An 18,706-nucleotide genomic window follows, 5' to 3' on the forward strand; every position below is an offset into this window, starting at 1 on the left:
CATGTACGAAGTGACGACTCCCGTAGCGGAGTTCAACGGATGCGTTGCGGGGGTGTGGTTCGTCGACGGCGAGGCCACCACCGACAGCGAGGGCGCGGTCGCCTACTTCCGGCGCCACGGCTACACCGTGACCCCGGTGGACGATAAGTCGGCCGACGGCGAACCGCCTGGCGATCCCGGCACGACCAGCGCCGACGGCCCGCAGGCGACCAAGCCCGCGGGCCGTCCCCGTTCCAAGGGGTGACCGGTGGGCCGTGTCTACGCCACCCCCGAGCAGGTGTGGACCGGCCAGCCCCCGGCGGACGCCGACCGGCTGCTCGCGCGGGCGTCCGAGGACATCGACGATGCCCTGTTGACGGCCGTCTACCGCACCGACAGCGCGGGCATGCCTACCGATCCGAAGGTCGTGACCGCCCTCGCCGAGGCCGTGGGCGATCAGATCGAGTATTGGGCCGCGACCGGCGACGACGGAACGGGCGCGGCTGGCCGGTGGGACAGCGTCTCTATCGGCCCCGTGTCCCTGTCCGGCCGTAAGGACGTCCCCGCCGCGGCGGGCGACGTCGACCTCGCGCCCCGCGCGCACCGCGCCCTCACGCGCGCCGGACTGCTGCCGGGGGTGATCTGGTGAACGTCCCCGAGTGGCTGCTCGTCCACCGGATCACCATCGAGCCGTACCTCGGCACCAGCGCGTACGGACCGAAGTACGGCCCACCCACCGAGGACGTGCCCGCCCTGGTCGCCGAAGCCATCAAGCGCGTACGCGACGCGACCGGCGCCGAAGTCGTCTCGACCGCGCAGATCTACGCCGGCCCAGACCTCAACTGCCCGACCGGATCACGGGTCACCCTGCCCACCGGCCGCACCACCACCGCGATCAACGTCGCCCACCACACCGCGCCCGGTCTGCCCGTGCCCGCGTCCACGGAGGTGATGTGCGAGTGACCCAGCGCGCCCGGATCAGATGGAACGGGAACGCCGCCCTCGCCGCGATGCGTCAAGGCGCCGTGCGCGGGGCTCGGTTGGGCGCGGAACACCTGTTGGAAGTCTCCCGACAGCGCGTGCCGATCGAGGAAGGCACGTTGGAACGCTCCGGCGTCGTCTCCGTCGACGAGCAGTCCGTGACAGCCGCCGTGTCCTACGACGCTCCGTATGCCGTGCGCCAGCACGAGGAACTGACCTACCGCCACGACCACGGCCGTACGGCGAAGTTTTTGGAAGGGCCGTTGCACGAGGAGAACGGCACGATTACGGAGATCATCGCCGCGCAGGTTCGGCGGTCGCTGCGGTGAGCTTCCTTGTCGAGATCGTCGACGGCCTCGCCCGCCTGCTCGACGCCGCCGAGGTGGCCACCTACCGGCCCGACGGTGTGTACGAGACGGGCGAGACAGCGATCACGGACACCGTCATGCCGGACAGTCCGGACCGCGCCGTCGTGCTCACTGCCTACGACACGGCCAACTCGCAGCACCTCACCGACACCACCGTGTTCGTGCAGGCCCGTACCCGCGCCGGACCCGATCCGCGCGAGGTGGCCGCCCTCGACGACGCCGTGTTCGAGGTGCTGCACAACTCCGGCCCGTTCCTGTTCGGCACGGCCCGCGTCGTGCTGATCACCCGTCAGTCCGCCGCGCCGCTCGGCGCCGACAGCCTCGGCAGGTTCGAGCGGACCAGCAACTACGCGTTGCGCGCTCACCGGCCGCACCCCCGACTTGAGTAGGAGGACCGTCCCTTGTCCACCCCCGTACAGCCGGCCGAGACCGAGACCGCACTCGCACGCCGCTACCGCCTCGAACTCGACACGAGTTCGACGAGCACCCCCTCGTGGGTGATGATGCCCGGCATCCAGGAGTTCGACCCGGCGGTCGACCCCACGCAGCAGGATTCCACCACCTACGAGGACGGCGGTTGGGCCGACAGCACCGTGACGCAACTCGCGTGGTCCGTCGAGCTGACAATGCTGCACCGCTACCACCCGACGACGAAGGCGTTCAACGCGGCTCAGGAAAAGCTGAGGCTCGCGGCCGAGAGCTTCGGCAGCGGCGCGACCGTCCACGTGCGGTGGTACGACCGCGAAGGCCGCGCCGACGCCTACGAGGGCCGCGCCCTGGTCACGTGGGACCCCGACGGAGGAGCAACCGACGACCTCGACTCCGTCGGGGTCACGCTCACCGGCAAGGGCGCGAAGACGGCGATCACCAACCCACTTGCGGGGAGTGGTTCGTAATGGCCTTCAACGAACTGGGGAACCTGCTCGATGACTCCCTGCCCCTGCCCATCAAGGGCAAGGTGTACCGGGTTCCCGCGCCGTCCGCGGCGACCGGTCTCCGGGTGCAGGCCATCATGCAGGCCGCCGCCACGGCCGCCGACGGCGGACAGGCCGACCGCGAAGTCCTCGCCGATGCGGCCGAGCGCGACATGTACGCCGACGTGCTGGGCACCGCGCACGCCGAGATGGTCGCCGACGGCGTCGAGTGGCCGATGCTCAAGCACGCCGCCGTGACCGCCATGGTGTGGATCATCCAAAGCAAGGACCGCGCAGAGGCGTACTGGAACACCGGCGGCGACCCTTCTCAACTGGCCCCGAACCGGGAGCAGCGCCGCAGTACATCGGGCGCGGCGAACAAGACCCGGTCTCGGGGCTCTTCGAGTGGTACGAGGCACCGCCCGGCCAACCGGCGCGGAGGAAAGGGCAGCAGCGGCGCAGCCCACAAGTGACGTGGGCGCAACTCCTCGACGAGTGGCCGCTCGTCGAGGCCGACCTACACGAGTTCTACGGCGTCGACGTCGGCGCGCCCGGCCTGCTCGACGAGCGGTCGTGGCGATGGCTGCGCGTGCGCATCTTCGGCCTGCTCTCCGCCGACTCCCGCATTCAACGCCTGTTCAACCCCCCACCGGAGCCGAAGAAGCCCCGGCGTAACTGAGTACCGCGCCCCGCGTGCGCGGCCCCCTGTGAGGAGGCCCGCGCATGGCCCTGACAGTGGGAGAACTCGCCGCGACGATCACCGTCGACGACAGCGAGGCGAGCAGGGCCTCGACAGCTTCCAAAACCGGCTACGGGCCGCCCTCGCCCGCATCACCCAGCGCGCCCGCGCCGGCGGCGAGGACGCCGGCAGCGCGCTCGGCGACGGCCTCGACGAAGCCGCCGGCGACGGCGCCGAGGAAGCCGGCGACACCCTCACGGGCAAGCTCAAGGGGCTTGCCATGGGCGTGATCGGGGGCGCGCTCGGCGCCGCCCTCATGGCCGGCCTGTCCGAGGCCATCGGCCAAGGGCAGATCACGGCCAAGCTCGGCGCGCAGCTCGGCGCGACACCGGCCGAGGCGAAGCGGTACGGCGAGGTCGCCGGCGAGTTGTACTCGTCCGCGGTCACCGAAGACTTTCAGGGTGCCGCCGAGGCGATCAAGGCGACCATGGGCGCCGGCCTGCTCCCGCCAGACGCGACGAACGCGCAGATCGAATCCATCTCGACGAAGGTCGCCGACCTCTCCAGCACCTTCGACCAGGACCTCGGCGGGGTCACGAACGCGGTCTCGCAGATGCTGCGGACCGGTCTCGTCTCCTCGGCCGACGAGGCGTTCGACGTCCTCACCAAGGGATTCCAGTCGTCCGCGAATAAAGCCGACGACCTGGTCGATACCTTCAACGAATACGGCACGCAATTCCGTCAGGCGGGATTGGACGGCGCCACGGCCGTTGGCCTGATGAACCAGGCCATTCAGGCAGGCGCCCGAGATTCCGATATCGCCGCGGACGCCATCAAGGAATTCGGTCTCCGGGCTGTTAACGGCTCGGCGAGCACAGCGGCAGGTTTTCAGGCTCTCGGCCTGAATGCCGACGACATGGCCGCCAAGTTCGGCAAGGGCGGCACCTCGGCGACGGCCGCGCTCGACACCACCCTCGATCGGCTCCGCGCGATAAAGGACCCGATCAAGCAGTCGCAAGCCGCGACCGCACTTTTTGGAACTCAGGCCGAAGACCTCGGAAAAGCGCTTTATGCGATGGACCCGAGTACCGCCGCGAAGGGTCTCGGCGAGGTCGGCGGCGCAGCCGACAAGCTCGGCAACAACCTGCGCGACAATGCCGGGGCACAACTGACCGCTTTCAAGAATTCGATGCAGCAGAACCTTGTCGAATTCCTCGGCGACAACGTCGTCCCGGTCCTGACCACGTTCTTCGGATTCGTCGGCAAACACCGAGCCGAGTTCACCGCCGCCGCAGTGGTCATTGGTGCGGCGTTCGCCGCGATCGGTGTCGCGGCGACGATCGCCGGCGCGGAGATGGCCGCCGCCTGGATCGCCGGCCTCGGCCCGGTCGGTTGGGTCGGTATGGCTATCGCCGCCCTGGTCGTGCTCGTCATCACCTATTGGGACGAGATCAAGGGGTGGACGCTCGCTGTCTGGGACTGGATCGTCGGAAAACTGATCTGGGCCAAGGACATGATGGTTCAGGCGTTCATGAACTTCACCCTGATCGGTCTGCTGATCAGCCATTGGTCCTCGATCCGGGATACCGCCGTGTCGTGGTGGAACGGGATCGTTGGTTGGGTCAAGGGAATCCCCGGGCGCCTGTACAACCTGTTCCTTAACTGGACACTGCTCGGTCTGATCGTCAAAAACTGGACCGCGATCAAAAACGCGACCGTCGGCAAGGCAACCGAAATGGTCGACTGGATTCGCGGACTCCCAGGGCGCCTCTCGCAGGCCATCGGAAACAATCTGTCCGAGTTGCTCGTCGGCAAGGGAAAGAACATCGTTCAGGGCCTGTGGAACGGCATCGTTTCCATGGGCAGTTGGCTCAGAAACAAGATCACCGGTTGGGCCAAGGAAGTCATTCCGGGGCCGGTCGCAAAGGCACTCGGTATTGCATCGCCGTCCAAGGTCATGGCGCGTGAGGTCGGTCGGTGGATTCCCGCCGGCGTCGTCGACGGAATCGAATCCGGCTCCGGCGCGGTCGACCGGGCCATGTCCAATCTCGTGTCCGTGCCCACAGCCGGACAGGCGACCGCGGCGAATGTCGCCGCACAGACCGCAAGCGCCACGAGTGGCGGAGGCACACAGCCGGTCGTCACGTTCACCTCGGACGGCAGCCGAGTCGGCGACTTCCTGCTCTCGGTGTTCCGGGACGCGGTCAACGTCCGCGGCGGCAACGTCCAATTCGCCGTCACCGGAAGGAGTGCGTAACCGTGGCCTTCCCCGACCAGCCGCTCGGCCTCAAAGGCGAGTTGCGCATGGGCTCCGCATGGCAGGACATCACCGGCGACCTCTACACACGCGATCCGATCACCCACACCCGCGGGCGCCCCTACAAGTCGAACGCCACCGATCCCGCCGCCTGCGCGGCCACCATCCGCAACCTCGACGGAACGTACACACCCCGCAACCCCGAAGGCCCGTACTACGGCCTGTTCAACCGCAACACCCCCTTCCGCTACACGCTCCCCGGCGGCCCCGTCCACCTGGAAATGCCCGGCACCGCCGACCGCGCCACCACACCCGATGTGGCCGCCCTCGACATCACCGGGGATCTTGATATCCGGTGGGAGGGCGAGGCGAACTGGTTCTCGTCCGAGACTCAGTTCCTGATCGGCAAGTGGGGTGCGGCCGGTAACCGCTCGTACTACCTGATCGTGCGAGCAGGGGTGTTGTACCTGAACACCACCAGCGGAGGGACCACCGTCGACGGGGGCGGGTTCGCGACACTGCCCGCCGCTCTGCCGCGCCACGCTGCGGTACGAGGCACGCTCGACGTCGACAACGGCGCCGGCGGGTTCACCCTGCGCCTGTACTGGGCACCGACCCTCGCCGGCCCGTGGACGCAGTTCAGCGGCGACCTGACCAGTACGGCGCCGGTCACCATCTTCAGCGGCACGGCGCCGCTGTCGATCGCGCCGGAACAGACCGACGTCACCCCGCCGCGCCGCGCGGTCACCGGCACCGTCTACCGGGCCGAGGTGCGCAGCGGCATCGACGGCACGGTCGTTGCCGCACCGGACTTCACCGCACAGCCGGTCGGCACCACCTCATTCACGGACTCGGCCGGCCGCGCGTGGACGCTGGCCGCAGGCTCCGCGATCACGGATCGCATCGTGCGGTTCGAGGGCGAGGTGCCCGAGTGGCCGCCGAAGTGGTCCACCTCGGAAAAGGACGCGTGGACGCCGATCACGGCCGCGGGCATCCTGCGCCGCCTCGGCCAGGGCGCGAAGCCGCTCGCGTCCGCGCTGCGCCGCCGTATCCCGTCCTACAAGCCGCTCGCGTACTGGCCGATGGAGGAAGGCGCGAGTTCGGCTCAGGCGTCCTCGCCGATCGCCGGCGTGGGCCCGCTGCGCCTGTCGAATGTGACGTGGGCGCAGGCCAACACCCTTGCCTCGTCCGGCCCGTTGCCGGTCCTCGCCGCCGGCGCCGGACAGTTGCCCGTGATGATGGGCCGCGTTCCGGCGCCGAGCACCGCGCTTACGTCGTGGTCCGTGCAGTGGATGTACCGGCTCGACACGCTGCCCACCACCCGGTGGACGTTCATGCGCGTACTGAGCACCGGCACCGTGCGCGAGTGGTTGATCCAGTTCGGTTCGACAACCAACGGGCTCAGTAGCCGGATCATCGCCAAGGACGACGACGGCAACACCCTGTCCACGCAGGACATTGCCACCGGGGCCGACATCTTCAACCGGTGGCAGCGCGTCAACTTCACCGTCGCCCAGCAAGGCGCCAACGTGAAGTTCGGCATCGTGTGGACCGACGTCGGCGGCGACCCCGGAGGCGTCTACTTCACGACTCCCGGCGCCATCGGCCGGCCGACCGCCGTTGCCTCCCCGGCGGACGGCTACGCCTCGGCCTTGAACGGCCTGGCCCTCGGTCACCTCTCGGTCTGGCCCACGGACTCAACAGCCGCGTACGTCAACGCAGTTGACGCGTGGGCGGGCGAGACCGCCGGCGCCCGCATGCGCCGACTCTCCCAAGAGGAAGGGGTCTTGCTCACCATCGTGGGGGACCCGGACGACACGGTTCCCGTGGGGGCGCAGAGTCCGGCCCCGCTGCTCGACCTGCTGCGCGAGTGCGCCGAGGCCGACGGCGGGATCTTCGGCGAGACCATGGCCGGACGCGAGCTGAAGTACCGCACCCGCGCCGCCCTCTACAACCAACAGCCGGCCCTCGTCCTCGACTACGCCGCCGGTCACCTCGCGCCACCGTTCGAGCCGATCGAGGACGACACGGTACGCAACGAATGGGCCGTGCAACGCAAGGGAGGATCGACCGGTACCGCGGTCCTCGACGACGGCCCCCTGTCCGTCCAGGACCCGCCGGACGGTATCGGCCTGGTCGACGACTCCAAGACGCTGAACCTGGCCGCCGACGAGCAGACCGACCCGGTAGCGAACTGGCTTCTCCACCTGTCCACTTGGGACGAGAACCGGTATCCGTCGGTCACTCTGCTGTTGCACAAGTTCCCCGAACTCATCCCGTCCGTCCTCGCGCTCAGCGAGGGCGACAAGATCCGCATCGTCAACCTGCCCAAGCGGTTCACCGGGTCGGGCGTCGTCGAGCTGCTGGTCGACGGCTGGACGGAAACCGTCCTCCCCCGCACGTGGACGATTACGTTCACCTGCTCGCCCGCCGGCCCCTGGTCGGTGGGCGTGGTCGACGAGATCCCGCTCCGGTGGTGCGACACCAGCGGCGCCCAGCTCGCCACCGCGGCGACGGACACCGCCGCCACGGTGAACGTGCTCACCACCGCCGGGCAGACCTGGACGAGCAACGCGTACGACTACCCATGGGATGTGCGGGTCGGCGGGGAGGTGATGACCGTCGCCGCGCCGGGCCGGCTGTTGAACGGCAACCCGTTCTTCGAGTCGGACGCAAGCGGCTGGAGCGGGCAGGCCGCCGCGGTCGGCCGCTCGACCGCGGTTCTGCACCCGCAGGCCGCCGGTTCCCTGCTGATCACCCCCGACGGGGTCGGTACGTCCGGCGGCGCGGTCGCCGCCCGCAGCGATACGGGCGCGATCGTTCCCGGCGCGACCTACGTTGCGTCCATGTGGGCGTACTCCCCCAAGGGGTGGAGCGACGTCCGGCCGGTCATCGACTGGTATGACGCCACAAACACGTTCCTGAGCACGGGACTTGGAAGCGCGGTCGCCGTGCCCGTCGGGCAATGGACGTTCGTACAGCAGTCGTTGACGGCTCCCGCCACCGCCTCACGGGCGAGCGTCCGCGCCCGCCACGGAGCGACCCCGACCACCGGCGACATCTGGTACGTGTGGGGTGTCCGCCTCACGCAGCCCAAGGCGTCATGGCTGCTCGACAGTTTCGGCCGCACCGTCACCGGGAGTTGGGGCGTGTCCGACTCGGGCCCGTCCTGGTCCACCGTCGGGGGCGGCTCGGCGTCGGACTACTCGGTTGGATCCGGCTACGGGGTGCACACCCTGTCGACGACCGAGACCTCGCGCCGTACCGCGGTCACCGCGGCGCACGCCGACTTCGATATCTACGCCGACATCACGACGTCGGCCCTGGCCACCGGCGACAGCCTGTACGGCGCGGTCACGGCCCGGATGCTGGACTCCTCGACCATGTACATGGTCCGGGTGCAGTTCAGCACGACCAACACGGTCGTGCTGTCCCTGCGCAAGCTCGTCGCCGACGTCGGTACGGAACTCGGCACCTACACCGTGCCCGTCACGCACGTTGCCGGACAGTTCGTCAGGGTGCGGTTCCAGGGCCGCGGGACGACGCTGCGCGTCAAAGGGTGGCTCGCGTCGAGCGCGGAGCCGAGCGACTGGCGTATCGAGGCCACCGACGCAGCGATCAGCGCGGCGAACCAGATCGGTACCCGCTCGATCCGTACCGCCAGCAACACCAACGCGGCCACCGTGCAGATCCGGTACGACAACGTCGACGTGATCAACCCGCAGGTGTTCACGGTCGGCCGCAGCCGCAACAACATCGTCAAGGCGCAGGCCGCGGGCGCCGACGTGCGGCTCGCGTACCCCGCCATTGTCGCCCTGTAAGGAGGCATCCCCCGCGTGACTCTGTGGCAGCCCGGAATGCGGATCACCGACGACCGGCTCAACGACGGACCGCCAACTCTCACCACCGCAACGGGACTTGTGGCCGCGACCGGGTTCACGGTCAGCGACTTCCGCGGCTACCGCACCGGCCACAACGTCGAGTTGAACATGTACCTGTTCCGGTCCGGGGCGACGATCGCCGTCTCGGGCGCCGGCAACCTCGCCGACACGGCGTGCTGCACCGTCCCGTCCGGGTGGCGGCCCACCAGCGGCACCATCAACGGGAATTGGGACGACGGCACCGCCGAGGGCGGGTTCGTCGTCGGCACCGACGGAATCTGCACCCTGCGCACCACCAACGGCGAACCGATCGTCGGCGAGGCGACCACCGCCGGCAGCGGCAGAAACCTGCGTCTGCACATCACCTTCATTCAGGACTGAGCGCTGTCCCTCGTCCGCTGGTTAGCCGTGGATGCTCTGGTCTACGGACTGCCCGGCATTAGTGGACGTCACGGTGTTCGAGTTCCCATCACCTGAGAACTGCTGGTTGTTACCTGCGGAAACGTTGTGGTTCTCGCTGTTGTCCTCATTGGCGTTGCCATTTCCAAGAATGCCCAGCGCGCTGAGGAGTCCCCCTCCGGGGGGTTGAGGGTCCGCCACAGCGTTGGTTCCGGATAGGGCGAGAGCGGCCCCGGCAAGGGCGAGCCCAACGACTACGCGCTTCGTGTTGTTCATGCCGCGCCAACGATCTTGAGTCTGTCCAAGTTACGTCTGCCCAACCCGTTCACCACGTACGCCCGAGCGCACCGCGCCGGGCGTTTTTTCATGCCCAGGAGGCACCCCGTATGACCAGCACCTCGCGCGGCCTCGACGTGTCCGCGTACCAGTCCGCACAGAACTGGACCGCACTCAAGGCCGACGGCCTGACTTTCGCGTTCGCCAAGGCGACCGAGGGCGAGAACAGCCGCGACGCCCGGTTCGCGACCCACATCAAGGGCATCAAGGGCGCCGGCCTGGTCGTCGGCGCGTACCACTTCGCGTGGCCGAACCAGTCCGCGGCGAAGGAGGCCGCGAACTACATCGCCGCCGTGAAGCCGTACGCCGGCGCCGGGTTCCTGCACTGGCTCGACCTTGAGCGCTACAGCGACGGCCGGAACTACAAGGGCCAGTCGGCCGCGCAGATCAAGGCGTACGCCTCGGCGTGGATCGCCGCGGTCAAGAAGGCGTTCCCCGGGCAGGTCGTCGGCATCTACACGTCCGCCTCGGACATCACAGCCGGGCACGTCCCGTCGGGCGTTCCCCTGTGGTACCCCGCTTACCCGTGGGGCGCCGCGACCTACGCCCGCGCCGAGGCCGCCGCCCGCCCCAAGCCGTCCAACCGCACGGTGACGATCTGGCAGTTCACGTCGACCCCCCTCGACCGGAACATCGCCTACATGTCCCCCGCAGCACTGCGCGAGTGGGCAAAGGGCGACGCCGGCGACGAGCCGGCGACGTACACCCCGCCGAAGTTCCCGACCGGCCTCGCCCCGAACAAGGCCGCGCCGTCGGCCGTCACGCTTCAGCGCGCGCTCAAGGCCGCCGGCTACATGGCCAAGACCGTCAAGGAGTCCCCGAACTACGGACCGGCGACTCAGGCAGCCGTGGCCAAGTTCCACAACGCGCACCCGACTTACCGCGCCAAGGGCACCACCCACGACGTGAAGATCGGCCCGAAGGGTTGGGCCGCCCTGTTCCGTCTCGCCTACGGCAAGTAGCCACCCCTGCCCGCCCCGGCACCGCGCCGGGGCGGGCCCCTGTACCCGCACTCTCAGAAACGAGGAACCCCTCATGAACCCCGCCAACAAGCGCACCATTCGCACCGTCATTCAGGGCGTCGTCATGTTCGCCGTCGCCCTCCCCGCCGTCGTGACCGCGTCCGGCATCCCCGAGTCCCTGCCGTGGGTCGCCGGCGCCCTCGCCGTCGCCGCCGGCCTCGCCCGCGTCATGGCCCTGCCCGCCGTCGAGCAGTTCCTCGACCGCGTCGGCCTCGGCCTGGTCGACGACGACCAGGGCGGTAGCGCGTGACCCTGCCACCCCCGCCCGAGCAGTCGGTCGCCGTCGAACTGGAGAAGCTACGCGGCACCATGGCCGAGGGATTCGCCCGAGTCGATGGTTCCCTCGCCCTGCTCGTACAGCGCGGCGACCAGACCGACCGGCAGATCGCCGACCACGACCAGCGCCTCGACGCCCTCGAACGCGCCCGGTGGCCCCTGCCGTCGCTCGCCGCCCTGGTTGCTGTTCTCGGCCTCGCCGTGTCCCTGTGGCAGTTCGCCCGCCAGTGAGAGCCGCCGACCGCACCCGCACCATCCTCGAACCGTAGGCACCCAGCCAAACGCCCCCCACACGCGGCCGTTCGTGGCCGTGTGTGGGGGGCGTTGTGTTGTTTTCCCACGCCGCCTGTTCGCCATAGGCTCACACCGGCCCGCAAGCAGACGGCCCGCCCCCGAATCGCGCGGGGGCGGGCCGTCGCTCTTGGTACGGCTCCCTACTCAAGACCGCCGAACCGTCCCGAGACCGCAGCAGTGACGAAGGTGGTCATCTGCTCGCGGGTAAACAGCAGCGCGGGCCCGTGCGGGTTCTTGCTGTCCCGAACGGCGATCGTCTCGGCGTCGACTATTCCGCACTCGACACAGTCAGACTGTGCCGCAGACGCCGAAGACTTCCACCACGTCACTGGCAGAGTCGAAGCGTCGCCAACATGGCTCATGTGCTCTTCCTTATCTCGGTGATCAGTTCCGCCGATGCCTCGACCGACTCAGCGGCAGACGTAAGGCGTTGCCACGCATCGCGGTGTGTGGCGACCTTGTCGCGGTCCTCGATGTAGAGGGCCGACGTCAGCGATTCGGCGTGGACGACGTCCAGGTCAGGGTGTGGACCAAACCCCAAGATGGTGAACGTTCCCGTCAGTCCGACGTGCAATGGTGCGTCCGACCGCAGTACCTGAATGTTGACGTTCGGACGCTTCCCCATGGAGAGCAGCCGTCCCAACTGCTCATGCATCAGGCTCGCGTCATCGGAGGTCGAACGTAGGGCCTGCTCCGCGATGATCGCCCACAGTGCGAGCGGTTCCTCGCGCGTAAGCACGGCCTGACGCGCGAGGCGCACCTCGACCAGCGCGTCGACACGGGCCTCGATCGCTTCGGACATCGCCGTCGCGCGGATGATCTCGCGCGCGTACTCGGCAGTCTGGAGAAGGCCAGGAATCAAGCCCAGTTGCCACGTCGAGACTGATTCGGCCTCGGCCTCAAGGCTGATCAGATCCTCGTACACCGGCGTGAGGACGCCCCGGTACGAGTGCCACCAACCGCGCTGTCCGCCCTCTTTTGTGAGCTTGACCAGGGCCGCGCGCAGTTCGTCGCTGACCTCTCGGTCAAGCCGTACGTACAGGTCGAGCAGATCCTCGACGTCCTTCGCCTTGGCCGCACTCTTGGCCGTTTCCATCCTTGACAGCTTCGAAGAGATGAACGTCCCCTCGGAGCTGTCCGCGACCTCATCGAGGGTGAGGTCGCCGCGCAGGGCGCGCAATTTCGCACCAAGTCGCCGCCGGCGCACAGTTGGCGCACTCACGGTTCCCCCCTCCTGTTCGGTGTCTGGTCCATCAGTCTGCCGTGCCCCCTCATCGCCTGTCACCTGCTGACTTGCCATCTCACCCCTTCCTCCTGGTGTCATATGCAATTTTCTACACGAGTATGCGCGCCCTTGCGATACACATGGTTCGAGGAGCACTCTGGGGGAGAGAAATGCGATTGTGCCCACACGCGTGAGACGAAATGCCATGCTCGTGTTGGGACTTGCCCGTGAGGGGACACCATGACTGAACGACGGCGGGACGCCATGCCCGCCACCCATGCAGCCCAAGTCGGCCCACCGCCAGTTCTCTTACTGGCAGGCGAAGCCAAGTCAGCAGGATTTGCACGCGAGTTCGTACGTCAGTACGTCAAGCACAACTTTCCGGACGCGTCCGAGGACCACGTCGAGACGGTCGTCTTGGTGGCCTGCGAGCTGGTCACCAACTCGATTCGATACGGCACCCGGCCCGGCGACTCTCTACGTATCGAACTAGACACCGACGACACCCGAACACGCGTCGAGGTACACGACCCTGTTCGACGACGCCCTCACCCCCGCCCAGCATCCGACCACCGCGACCGCGGAAGAGGCTTGATCATCCTCGACGCCCTATGCCCCGGCAGTTGGGGCGTAGGCGACCGCCCATTCGGAAAAATCGTGTGGGCGGAGGTGAAGACATCGTGACTGTGCCCGAAGCGAAGGCGCCACCCGGCCCCGGGTTCGTCGCCGGTATCCGCCTGGTGACCGGCGTGCATCAGCAGTTCCTGTTTCCCGTCGCCCAAGTGCTCGCCTACCACGCGCCGCCGCGCCTCGACAACGAGAGTGTCAACAGCATCAGCGACGGCATGCGGGCGTTCGCCGAAGCGCTGTACCTCGGCCCACACGACGGCCCCCCGCCGCACATCGGGCACCGCATCCGCATACGGCAGGGCACGCCGTGGCTCGATTACGGCGACGGCGAGAAACGGCTCGGCCTGCCCGCCGCGCGGTCGTGGGTGAACGTGGTCGAGGCCGGCGGACCGGTGCGAATCCTGGTCCTGTTCGACCCCCTCACCGCGAGCGCCGGCCAAACAGCAATCGCCGAGCACGTACGCGAATGCCACGCACGCGGCGCGATGCGCTGGGGCACGACCTACCACGTGTGAGCAGCACAACACAGAAGGACGGGCCGCCCCGAGGTGGATTGGACCCCGGGCCGACCCGCTGAGGCCGAGCGTAACGGGTCAAAGACTCCGCCCCACCTGCTTAGGAACCGGAAGACCGAAAGCAGGTGGGGCGGTCGGCAAGGTCAGCACGTGCACGCAACCAACAAAGGAGAGTGCAGAGTGAGCGCAACCGTTTCCCGCCCCGCCCCCAAGCAGGTGGCGGAGCGCGCCCGACAGATCATGTCGGCGATCGAGAGCGACCCGGAGTTCCCCGCCTTCAGCGCCGCCGCCCTGGCGTACGACGAGGCATGGACCTGCTTCACCGGCTTCCCCGTCATCAGCGAGTGGAACCTCGACACCGACAAGCGCCCGCTGCTCACCGAGGGACTGCGCGCCCTGTCCCTCAAAGCCGCCGTGTACGAACTCGGCGGCCAGGACGAGGACATGACCGAGATCCCCGTCGCCGTTCCCGTCGACGAGATGATGCACGCCATGATCGCGCAGCCCCAGTTGCTCGCGAGGATCGCGGACCGCATCGGAATCTCCGTGATCCACCAGACGGACAAGGAGCACCACGACTACTCGGTCGGCGACTACACCGACACCGCGTACACCCTCGCGTGGGGTGTGCCGGACCCCCGTTACTGGATCGGCCACGAGGAGGCCAGGCGTCGGCTGCTCATCCTCGACGACAAGTACGCCGCGGCGGGATTCCACCGGTCGGGCAAGGAACACACGATCAATTTTGCCGCCGCATAGCGGCTAGCTGAGGGCGCGGCGCAGCGTCGCGAGCACGTCGACACCGGGAAAGGCACGCGGAATCTCGGCAGATGCTTGCTCGATCAGATCCTCAAGCAACATCGGCGCTGCACCGTACAGCAGGTCGCGAAGGTACGGAATCAACTCCGCTTCATCGGCAGGCAGGGCAAGCCGCACGGTCACCTGTTCGCCTTGGCTCTTGTACCGACCGACCGGCAACCCCACCTTGTCCGGGTGAACGCATACGGGCGTTCCATCAGCCGCATACCGATGCCCGTCCACCGGATTGAAGGGGCATTCCGCACTCGGCCTCTCGACGACGTCGAACCCTCCGACAGGGAAGCGGCGCGACGGACAGATACCGCAGGCAAGGTGCAGCACGTCGCCACTGACAAAAGCCTCGGCCATGAACGGGAGCCTAGCTCCACCGGTCGGGCCTAGACGCCCCTTCTGGTCACCCCTCACCCCTTAGCGGGGTGAGTGACCGGCAGGGGTTGCAAGACCCTCTTAGGCGGCCATCGGGCGCGCGCCTTTGAGGAGGGGCGCCCCGCCCGTCCGTCGTTCCCCCGAGGCGGATGGGCGGGGCTGCCAAATCTCAGACCCGCTCGACCTTCAACGCCCCCTCCGCGAAGCGTCCCCGCAGCACCTTTTTGTCGAACTTCCCCACACTCGTCTTCGGGACCTCAGCGATCACGGCCCACCGCTCCGGCAACTGCCACCGCGCGATCCCGTTAGAGGCAAGGTGCGCTTGGAGGGCGACGAAGTCAGCCGCGGCACCCTCCCGGAGCACGACGGTAGCCAACGGCCGTTCCCCCCACTTCTCATCGGGGACGGCCACGACGGCGGCCTCGGCAACGTCGGGGTGGGACATGAGGGCGTTTTCCAGCTCGACCGACGAAATCCACTCGCCGCCCGACTTGATGACGTCCTTTGCCCGGTCGGTGAGGGTCAGGTAACCGTCTGGGCTGATCGTCCCGACGTCTCCCGTCTTCAGCCAACCGTCCTCGCTGAACTTGTCCGCCGGTCGCGTGGGCTCCCCCTCGACCCCGCCGAAGTATGCGCCGGCGATCCAGGGCCCGCGCACCTCCAGTTCACCGGCCGACGTACCGTCCCACGGAAGTTCTTCGCCGCCCGGACCGATGAGCCGCCCCTCGACGCCCGCCGGGAACCGTCCCTGCGTGAGCCGATAGGCGAACTCCTCGTCGGAACCCGGCGCCACCTTGGCTGGCGGCCTCGCCACCGTGCCCAGCGGCGACGTCTCCGTCATGCCCCAAGCGTGGAAGACCCGCATTCCAAGTTCGTCGAATGCCTTCATCAGGGCGGGAGGACAGGCCGAGCCGCCGATCGTTACCTGTGTCAGGCTGCTGACGTCGCGCGGTTTCGCGGTCAACTCGGCAAGCAGGCCTTGCCAAATCGTAGGCACAGCCGCGGCATGCGTCGGTCGCTCACGCTCGATCATTTCGGCGATCGGACCAGGCTGCAAGAATCGGTCCGGCATGAGCAGGTTCACGCCGGTCATGAACGCTGCGTGCGGCAAGCCCCAAGAGTTGCAATGAAATTGAGGCACGATCACAAGCGACAGGTCCGCATCCGTGATCCCCATCGACTCGGCCATGTTGACTTGCATGGAGTGCAGATAGATGGACCGATGCGAATACGCGACCCCCTTGGGTTCCCCGGTGGTCCCGGACGTGTAGCAGAGCGAGGCCGCCCGCCGCTCGTCCAGCTCCGGCCAGTCGTAGACCGTGGGACGCCCCGCGAGCAGTTCCTCGTACTCGTGAACCTGCACACCGGAAACCGCGGCCAACGCTGCTCCGGCGTCGTCCGCCGCCGCGCCGGAAACGACCACGTGCTCAAGCCGCGGCAGGTTCCCAAGAAGCGGCAGCAGCAACCCAACCAACGAGCCGTTGACCAAGATCACTTTGTCGCCGGCGTGGCGCGCAATGTAACTCAACTGCTCTGTCGGCAACCGCAGATTCAGCGTGTGGAGCACCGCCCCCATGGACGGGACAGCAAAGTACGCCTCGACGTGCTCGGCGTTGTTCCACATCAGGGTTCCCGTCACGTCCCCCTCGCCGACACCCAACTCACGGAGTCCGTGAGCAAGCTGCGCGGCACGCGCGCCCACCTCGGCGAACGTGCGCCGCTGCGCTTCCCCGGCCCCGGTCCAGGTGATGACCGTCGATGAACCGTGGACCCGTACGCCGTGCCGCAGGATGCGGCTCACGAGCAGCGGGGCGTCCTGCATGGTGCTAAACATGGCGACCTCCAGCGATCACGCGACCGGCACCACTCTTACCGCAGGCGGCGCGGTGCGCCACGGAAGAACGCCGAGCGGTCGGCGGGGGTGGTGAGCAGGCCAAACGGCCTCGCCGCCTCCCTCCCCCTTTGCGCGCACTGACGTGGAATTGGGGCACTACGACCAGTGACGTGTCCTGGTCCGTGAGGCCCATCGACTGGGTCATGTTGACCTGCATGGAGTGCAGGTAGATCGAACGGTGGCTGAACACCACGCCCTTGGGGTCGCCCGTGGTGCCGGAGGTGTAACACATCGCGGCGGCCTGGCGTTCGTCCAGCTCGGGCCAGTCGTACGTGGTCGGCTTGCCGGCGATGAGGTCCTCGTACTCGTGCACGCGCGCGTGGGCGCCTTCGAGGGGCGTGCGGTCGCCGGGGCCGGAGACGACGATGTGCTCGACCGTCGGCAGCTTGGCCAGCAACGGGGCGAGCAGCGGGATCAGCGAACCGTTGACGATCACCACCCGGTCCGCCGCGTGGTTGACGATCCACGCCAACTGCTCCGGCGGAAGACGGAGGTTGAGCGTGTGCAGCACCGCACCCATGGCGGGAATCGCGAAGTATGCCTCGACATGGACCGAGTTGTTCCACATGAAGGTCGCGGCGCGCTCGCCGTCCGTCACGCCCAGGTCCTCGCGCAGGGCGTGCGCCAGTTGGGCCGAGCGCGCACCGATCTCCGCGAAGGAACGGCGCTCCGGCTCCCCCTCACCGGTCCAGCTGATCACCTGCGATGTTCCATGGACCGTCGACCCGTGGGTCAGGATCCTGGAGATCAGCAGCGGTACGTCCTGCATGGTGCTCAGCACGGCGTCCTCCCGGGGCGACATTGCCTACGCGGTAGTAAGGGTCGCGCTGATTCTGCTCACATACCGCACGGTATGTCACTAGGGCTGGGTGATCGATCACATCACGTCGCCCCGGCTAGGGCCTGTCTGACAATTCCCGTCGTCGCCCGGAGGGCGGCCTCGCGGCGTCAGGTGCGTGCTCTGGGGGTCCCCCCGGCCGGAGGCTGGGGGAGTGCCGGGCGTAGACCCTCGTACTGGACGTACTTGGGTCTGCGCCCGGTGCGGCGAGTGGGGGCCCCTCCCACGCCCTTAAGGCAGTGGGGGAGCGTGCATGGCGTCGCGAGGCAGACGGGAACTGTCAGACAGGCCCTAGCGGGCGAGAACCAGCTCCGGGTCCTCCCGCAGCTTGCCCAGCGCCCGCGACACCGCCGACTTCACCGTGCCCACCGACACCCCGAGCACCTCTGCCGTCTGGACCTCGCTGAGATCCTCGTAGTACCTGAGGACGACCATCGCCCGCTGCCGGTCCGGCAGCTTCGCGATCGCCCGCCACATCGCGTCGTGCATGGCCTGCTGCTCGGCCGGGTCCTCCGCGCCGCCGACCGCCTCCGGCTCGGGCAGCTCGTCGCACGCGAACTCGTCGACCTTGCGCTTGCGCCACTGCGAGGTCCGCGTGTTCAGCAGCGCCCGGCGGACATAGCCGTCCAGCGCCCGGTGGTCCTCGATCCGCTCCCAGGCGACATACGTCTTGGTCAGCGCGGTCTGCAACAGGTCCTCCGCGTCGCACGGATTCGCGGTCAGCGAGCGTGCGGTGCGCAGCAGCACCGGTTGCCTGGCCCTCATGTACGACGAGAACGACGGGTACGTGAGGGTCTGCGTACCCCGTAGTGCGGGCCGGGTGGCGGCCCGTGCGGTGGCGTCCGACGCGCTGGTGCAGACTGCTGTGGTCATGGCTCCACGCTATGAGCGACCCCCACTCCCGCGGATCGCCCGCAGGTCCCGAAGCAGGGTCCGCCTCAGGTTGTAGGGGTGGGGCCGGCTACACCTCCTGAAGGTGGAGGAGGGGGTGACATGTACTGCGGGTTTACCCCTGGGGGCTAATCCCTACGTA

The 18,706-nt window shown here is 68.1% G+C and carries 22 protein-coding genes and 1 pseudogene; 17 read left to right on the forward strand and 6 right to left on the reverse strand.

Going from position 1 to position 18,706, the window contains the following annotated elements:
* The first annotated feature begins 1 nt into the window (after position 1).
* From SPR02S_RS54890 to SPR02S_RS00820, 14 genes are all read left to right on the forward strand, one after another.
* Positions 2 to 244, forward strand: coding sequence for a hypothetical protein (locus SPR02S_RS54890; RefSeq protein WP_043257977.1), 243 nt, complete (start codon positions 2 to 4; stop codon positions 242 to 244).
* A gap of 3 nt (positions 245 to 247) precedes the next feature.
* Positions 248 to 628, forward strand: a complete 381-nt coding sequence (locus SPR02S_RS00760; RefSeq protein ID WP_019055019.1) for a hypothetical protein — start codon at positions 248 to 250, stop codon at positions 626 to 628.
* The gene (locus SPR02S_RS00765) at positions 625 to 942 is read left to right on the forward strand and encodes a hypothetical protein (protein WP_019055020.1); all 318 of its coding nucleotides are present in this window, start codon (positions 625 to 627) and stop codon (positions 940 to 942) included. Before SPR02S_RS00760 ends, SPR02S_RS00765 begins: the two co-directional genes overlap by 4 nt.
* Complete coding sequence (locus SPR02S_RS00770) at positions 939 to 1,289, forward strand: hypothetical protein (RefSeq protein WP_019055021.1); 351 nt, start codon at positions 939 to 941, stop codon at positions 1,287 to 1,289. The genes SPR02S_RS00765 and SPR02S_RS00770 overlap by 4 nt, the downstream gene beginning before the upstream one ends.
* Positions 1,286 to 1,717 (forward strand): minor capsid protein, encoded by a 432-nt coding sequence (locus SPR02S_RS00775; protein WP_019055022.1) that lies wholly within the window; start codon positions 1,286 to 1,288, stop codon positions 1,715 to 1,717. The genes SPR02S_RS00770 and SPR02S_RS00775 overlap by 4 nt, the downstream gene beginning before the upstream one ends.
* A gap of 12 nt (positions 1,718 to 1,729) precedes the next feature.
* A complete protein-coding gene (locus SPR02S_RS00780; protein ID WP_019055023.1) occupies positions 1,730 to 2,224 on the forward strand; it encodes a phage tail tube protein in 495 nt (164 codons plus the stop codon).
* Complete coding sequence (locus SPR02S_RS00785; RefSeq protein ID WP_019055024.1) at positions 2,224 to 2,715, forward strand: DUF7426 family protein; 492 nt, start codon at positions 2,224 to 2,226, stop codon at positions 2,713 to 2,715. The genes SPR02S_RS00780 and SPR02S_RS00785 overlap by 1 nt, the downstream gene beginning before the upstream one ends.
* Positions 2,712 to 2,921, forward strand: a complete 210-nt coding sequence (locus SPR02S_RS00790; protein WP_019055025.1) for a hypothetical protein — start codon at positions 2,712 to 2,714, stop codon at positions 2,919 to 2,921. Before SPR02S_RS00785 ends, SPR02S_RS00790 begins: the two co-directional genes overlap by 4 nt.
* A 28-nt stretch (positions 2,922 to 2,949) precedes the next feature.
* On the forward strand, positions 2,950 to 5,178 hold the full coding sequence (locus SPR02S_RS54895; RefSeq protein WP_019055026.1) for a phage tail tape measure protein: 2,229 nt from the start codon (positions 2,950 to 2,952) through the stop codon (positions 5,176 to 5,178).
* Positions 5,179 to 5,180: 2 nt separating this feature from the next.
* Positions 5,181 to 8,999 (forward strand): carbohydrate binding domain-containing protein, encoded by a 3,819-nt coding sequence (locus SPR02S_RS54900; protein ID WP_019055027.1) that lies wholly within the window; start codon positions 5,181 to 5,183, stop codon positions 8,997 to 8,999.
* 15 nt (positions 9,000 to 9,014) lie between these two features.
* Entirely contained in the window at positions 9,015 to 9,440 is a 426-nt protein-coding gene (locus tag SPR02S_RS00805) for a hypothetical protein (RefSeq protein ID WP_158697760.1), read from the forward strand.
* A 404-nt stretch (positions 9,441 to 9,844) separates the two neighbouring features.
* A complete protein-coding gene (locus SPR02S_RS00810) occupies positions 9,845 to 10,756 on the forward strand; it encodes a glycoside hydrolase family 25 protein (protein WP_019055029.1) in 912 nt (303 codons plus the stop codon).
* Between the two features lie 73 nt (positions 10,757 to 10,829).
* The gene (locus SPR02S_RS00815) at positions 10,830 to 11,066 is read left to right on the forward strand and encodes a hypothetical protein (protein WP_019055030.1); all 237 of its coding nucleotides are present in this window, start codon (positions 10,830 to 10,832) and stop codon (positions 11,064 to 11,066) included.
* Positions 11,063 to 11,323, forward strand: coding sequence for a hypothetical protein (locus tag SPR02S_RS00820; protein ID WP_019055031.1), 261 nt, complete (start codon positions 11,063 to 11,065; stop codon positions 11,321 to 11,323). Before SPR02S_RS00815 ends, SPR02S_RS00820 begins: the two co-directional genes overlap by 4 nt.
* A 203-nt stretch (positions 11,324 to 11,526) precedes the next feature.
* Here SPR02S_RS00820 and SPR02S_RS00825 read toward each other — a convergent pair whose 3' ends face one another.
* Positions 11,527 to 11,748 (reverse strand): DUF397 domain-containing protein, encoded by a 222-nt coding sequence (locus SPR02S_RS00825; RefSeq protein ID WP_019055032.1) that lies wholly within the window; start codon positions 11,746 to 11,748, stop codon positions 11,527 to 11,529.
* Entirely contained in the window at positions 11,745 to 12,608 is an 864-nt protein-coding gene (locus tag SPR02S_RS00830) for a DUF5753 domain-containing protein (RefSeq protein WP_043257979.1), read from the reverse strand. The genes SPR02S_RS00825 and SPR02S_RS00830 overlap by 4 nt, the downstream gene beginning before the upstream one ends.
* Before the next feature lie 243 nt (positions 12,609 to 12,851).
* Here SPR02S_RS00830 and SPR02S_RS59745 point away from each other — a divergent pair, with 243 nt between their 5' ends.
* From SPR02S_RS59745 to SPR02S_RS00840, 3 genes are all read left to right on the forward strand, one after another.
* Complete coding sequence (locus tag SPR02S_RS59745; protein WP_078622770.1) at positions 12,852 to 13,295, forward strand: ATP-binding protein; 444 nt, start codon at positions 12,852 to 12,854, stop codon at positions 13,293 to 13,295.
* Complete coding sequence (locus SPR02S_RS00835) at positions 13,292 to 13,756, forward strand: hypothetical protein (RefSeq protein WP_043257996.1); 465 nt, start codon at positions 13,292 to 13,294, stop codon at positions 13,754 to 13,756. The genes SPR02S_RS59745 and SPR02S_RS00835 overlap by 4 nt, the downstream gene beginning before the upstream one ends.
* A 180-nt stretch (positions 13,757 to 13,936) precedes the next feature.
* The gene (locus SPR02S_RS00840; protein ID WP_019055035.1) at positions 13,937 to 14,515 is read left to right on the forward strand and encodes a hypothetical protein; all 579 of its coding nucleotides are present in this window, start codon (positions 13,937 to 13,939) and stop codon (positions 14,513 to 14,515) included.
* 3 nt (positions 14,516 to 14,518) lie between these two features.
* Here the strand turns inward: SPR02S_RS00840 and SPR02S_RS00845 are convergent, their stop codons facing one another.
* From SPR02S_RS00845 to SPR02S_RS00860, 4 genes and pseudogenes are all read right to left on the reverse strand, one after another.
* The gene (locus SPR02S_RS00845) at positions 14,519 to 14,923 is read right to left on the reverse strand and encodes a hypothetical protein (protein WP_026150088.1); all 405 of its coding nucleotides are present in this window, start codon (positions 14,921 to 14,923) and stop codon (positions 14,519 to 14,521) included.
* 187 nt (positions 14,924 to 15,110) lie between these two features.
* Positions 15,111 to 16,775 (reverse strand): long-chain fatty acid--CoA ligase, encoded by a 1,665-nt coding sequence (locus SPR02S_RS00850; protein ID WP_019055037.1) that lies wholly within the window; start codon positions 16,773 to 16,775, stop codon positions 15,111 to 15,113.
* Positions 16,776 to 16,908: 133 nt separating this feature from the next.
* Positions 16,909 to 17,637 (reverse strand): annotated as a pseudogene (locus SPR02S_RS54905) (AMP-binding protein); the annotation flags it as partial.
* Between the two features lie 327 nt (positions 17,638 to 17,964).
* Positions 17,965 to 18,546, reverse strand: coding sequence for a SigE family RNA polymerase sigma factor (locus SPR02S_RS00860; RefSeq protein ID WP_019055039.1), 582 nt, complete (start codon positions 18,544 to 18,546; stop codon positions 17,965 to 17,967).
* Between the last annotated feature and the right edge of the window lie 160 nt (positions 18,547 to 18,706).

The sequence above is a fragment of the Streptomyces prunicolor NBRC 13075 genome (assembly GCF_000367365.1).
In the GTDB taxonomy this organism is placed as follows: Bacteria; Actinomycetota; Actinomycetes; order Streptomycetales; family Streptomycetaceae; genus Streptomyces; species Streptomyces prunicolor.

Coding starts and splice junctions, on each gene's coding strand:
- SPR02S_RS54890 (WP_043257977.1), top strand. CDS start 2: ATGTACGAAGTGACGACTCCCGTAGCGGAGTTCAACGGATGCGTTGCG.
- SPR02S_RS00785 (WP_019055024.1), top strand. CDS start 2,224: ATGGCCTTCAACGAACTGGGGAACCTGCTCGATGACTCCCTGCCCCTG.
- SPR02S_RS00810 (WP_019055029.1), top strand. CDS start 9,845: ATGACCAGCACCTCGCGCGGCCTCGACGTGTCCGCGTACCAGTCCGCA.
- SPR02S_RS00815 (WP_019055030.1), top strand. CDS start 10,830: ATGAACCCCGCCAACAAGCGCACCATTCGCACCGTCATTCAGGGCGTC.
- SPR02S_RS00825 (WP_019055032.1), bottom strand. CDS start 11,748: ATGAGCCATGTTGGCGACGCTTCGACTCTGCCAGTGACGTGGTGGAAG.
- SPR02S_RS59745 (WP_078622770.1), top strand. CDS start 12,852: ATGACTGAACGACGGCGGGACGCCATGCCCGCCACCCATGCAGCCCAA.
- SPR02S_RS00845 (WP_026150088.1), bottom strand. CDS start 14,923: ATGGCCGAGGCTTTTGTCAGTGGCGACGTGCTGCACCTTGCCTGCGGT.
- SPR02S_RS00850 (WP_019055037.1), bottom strand. CDS start 16,775: ATGTTTAGCACCATGCAGGACGCCCCGCTGCTCGTGAGCCGCATCCTG.
- SPR02S_RS00860 (WP_019055039.1), bottom strand. CDS start 18,546: ATGACCACAGCAGTCTGCACCAGCGCGTCGGACGCCACCGCACGGGCC.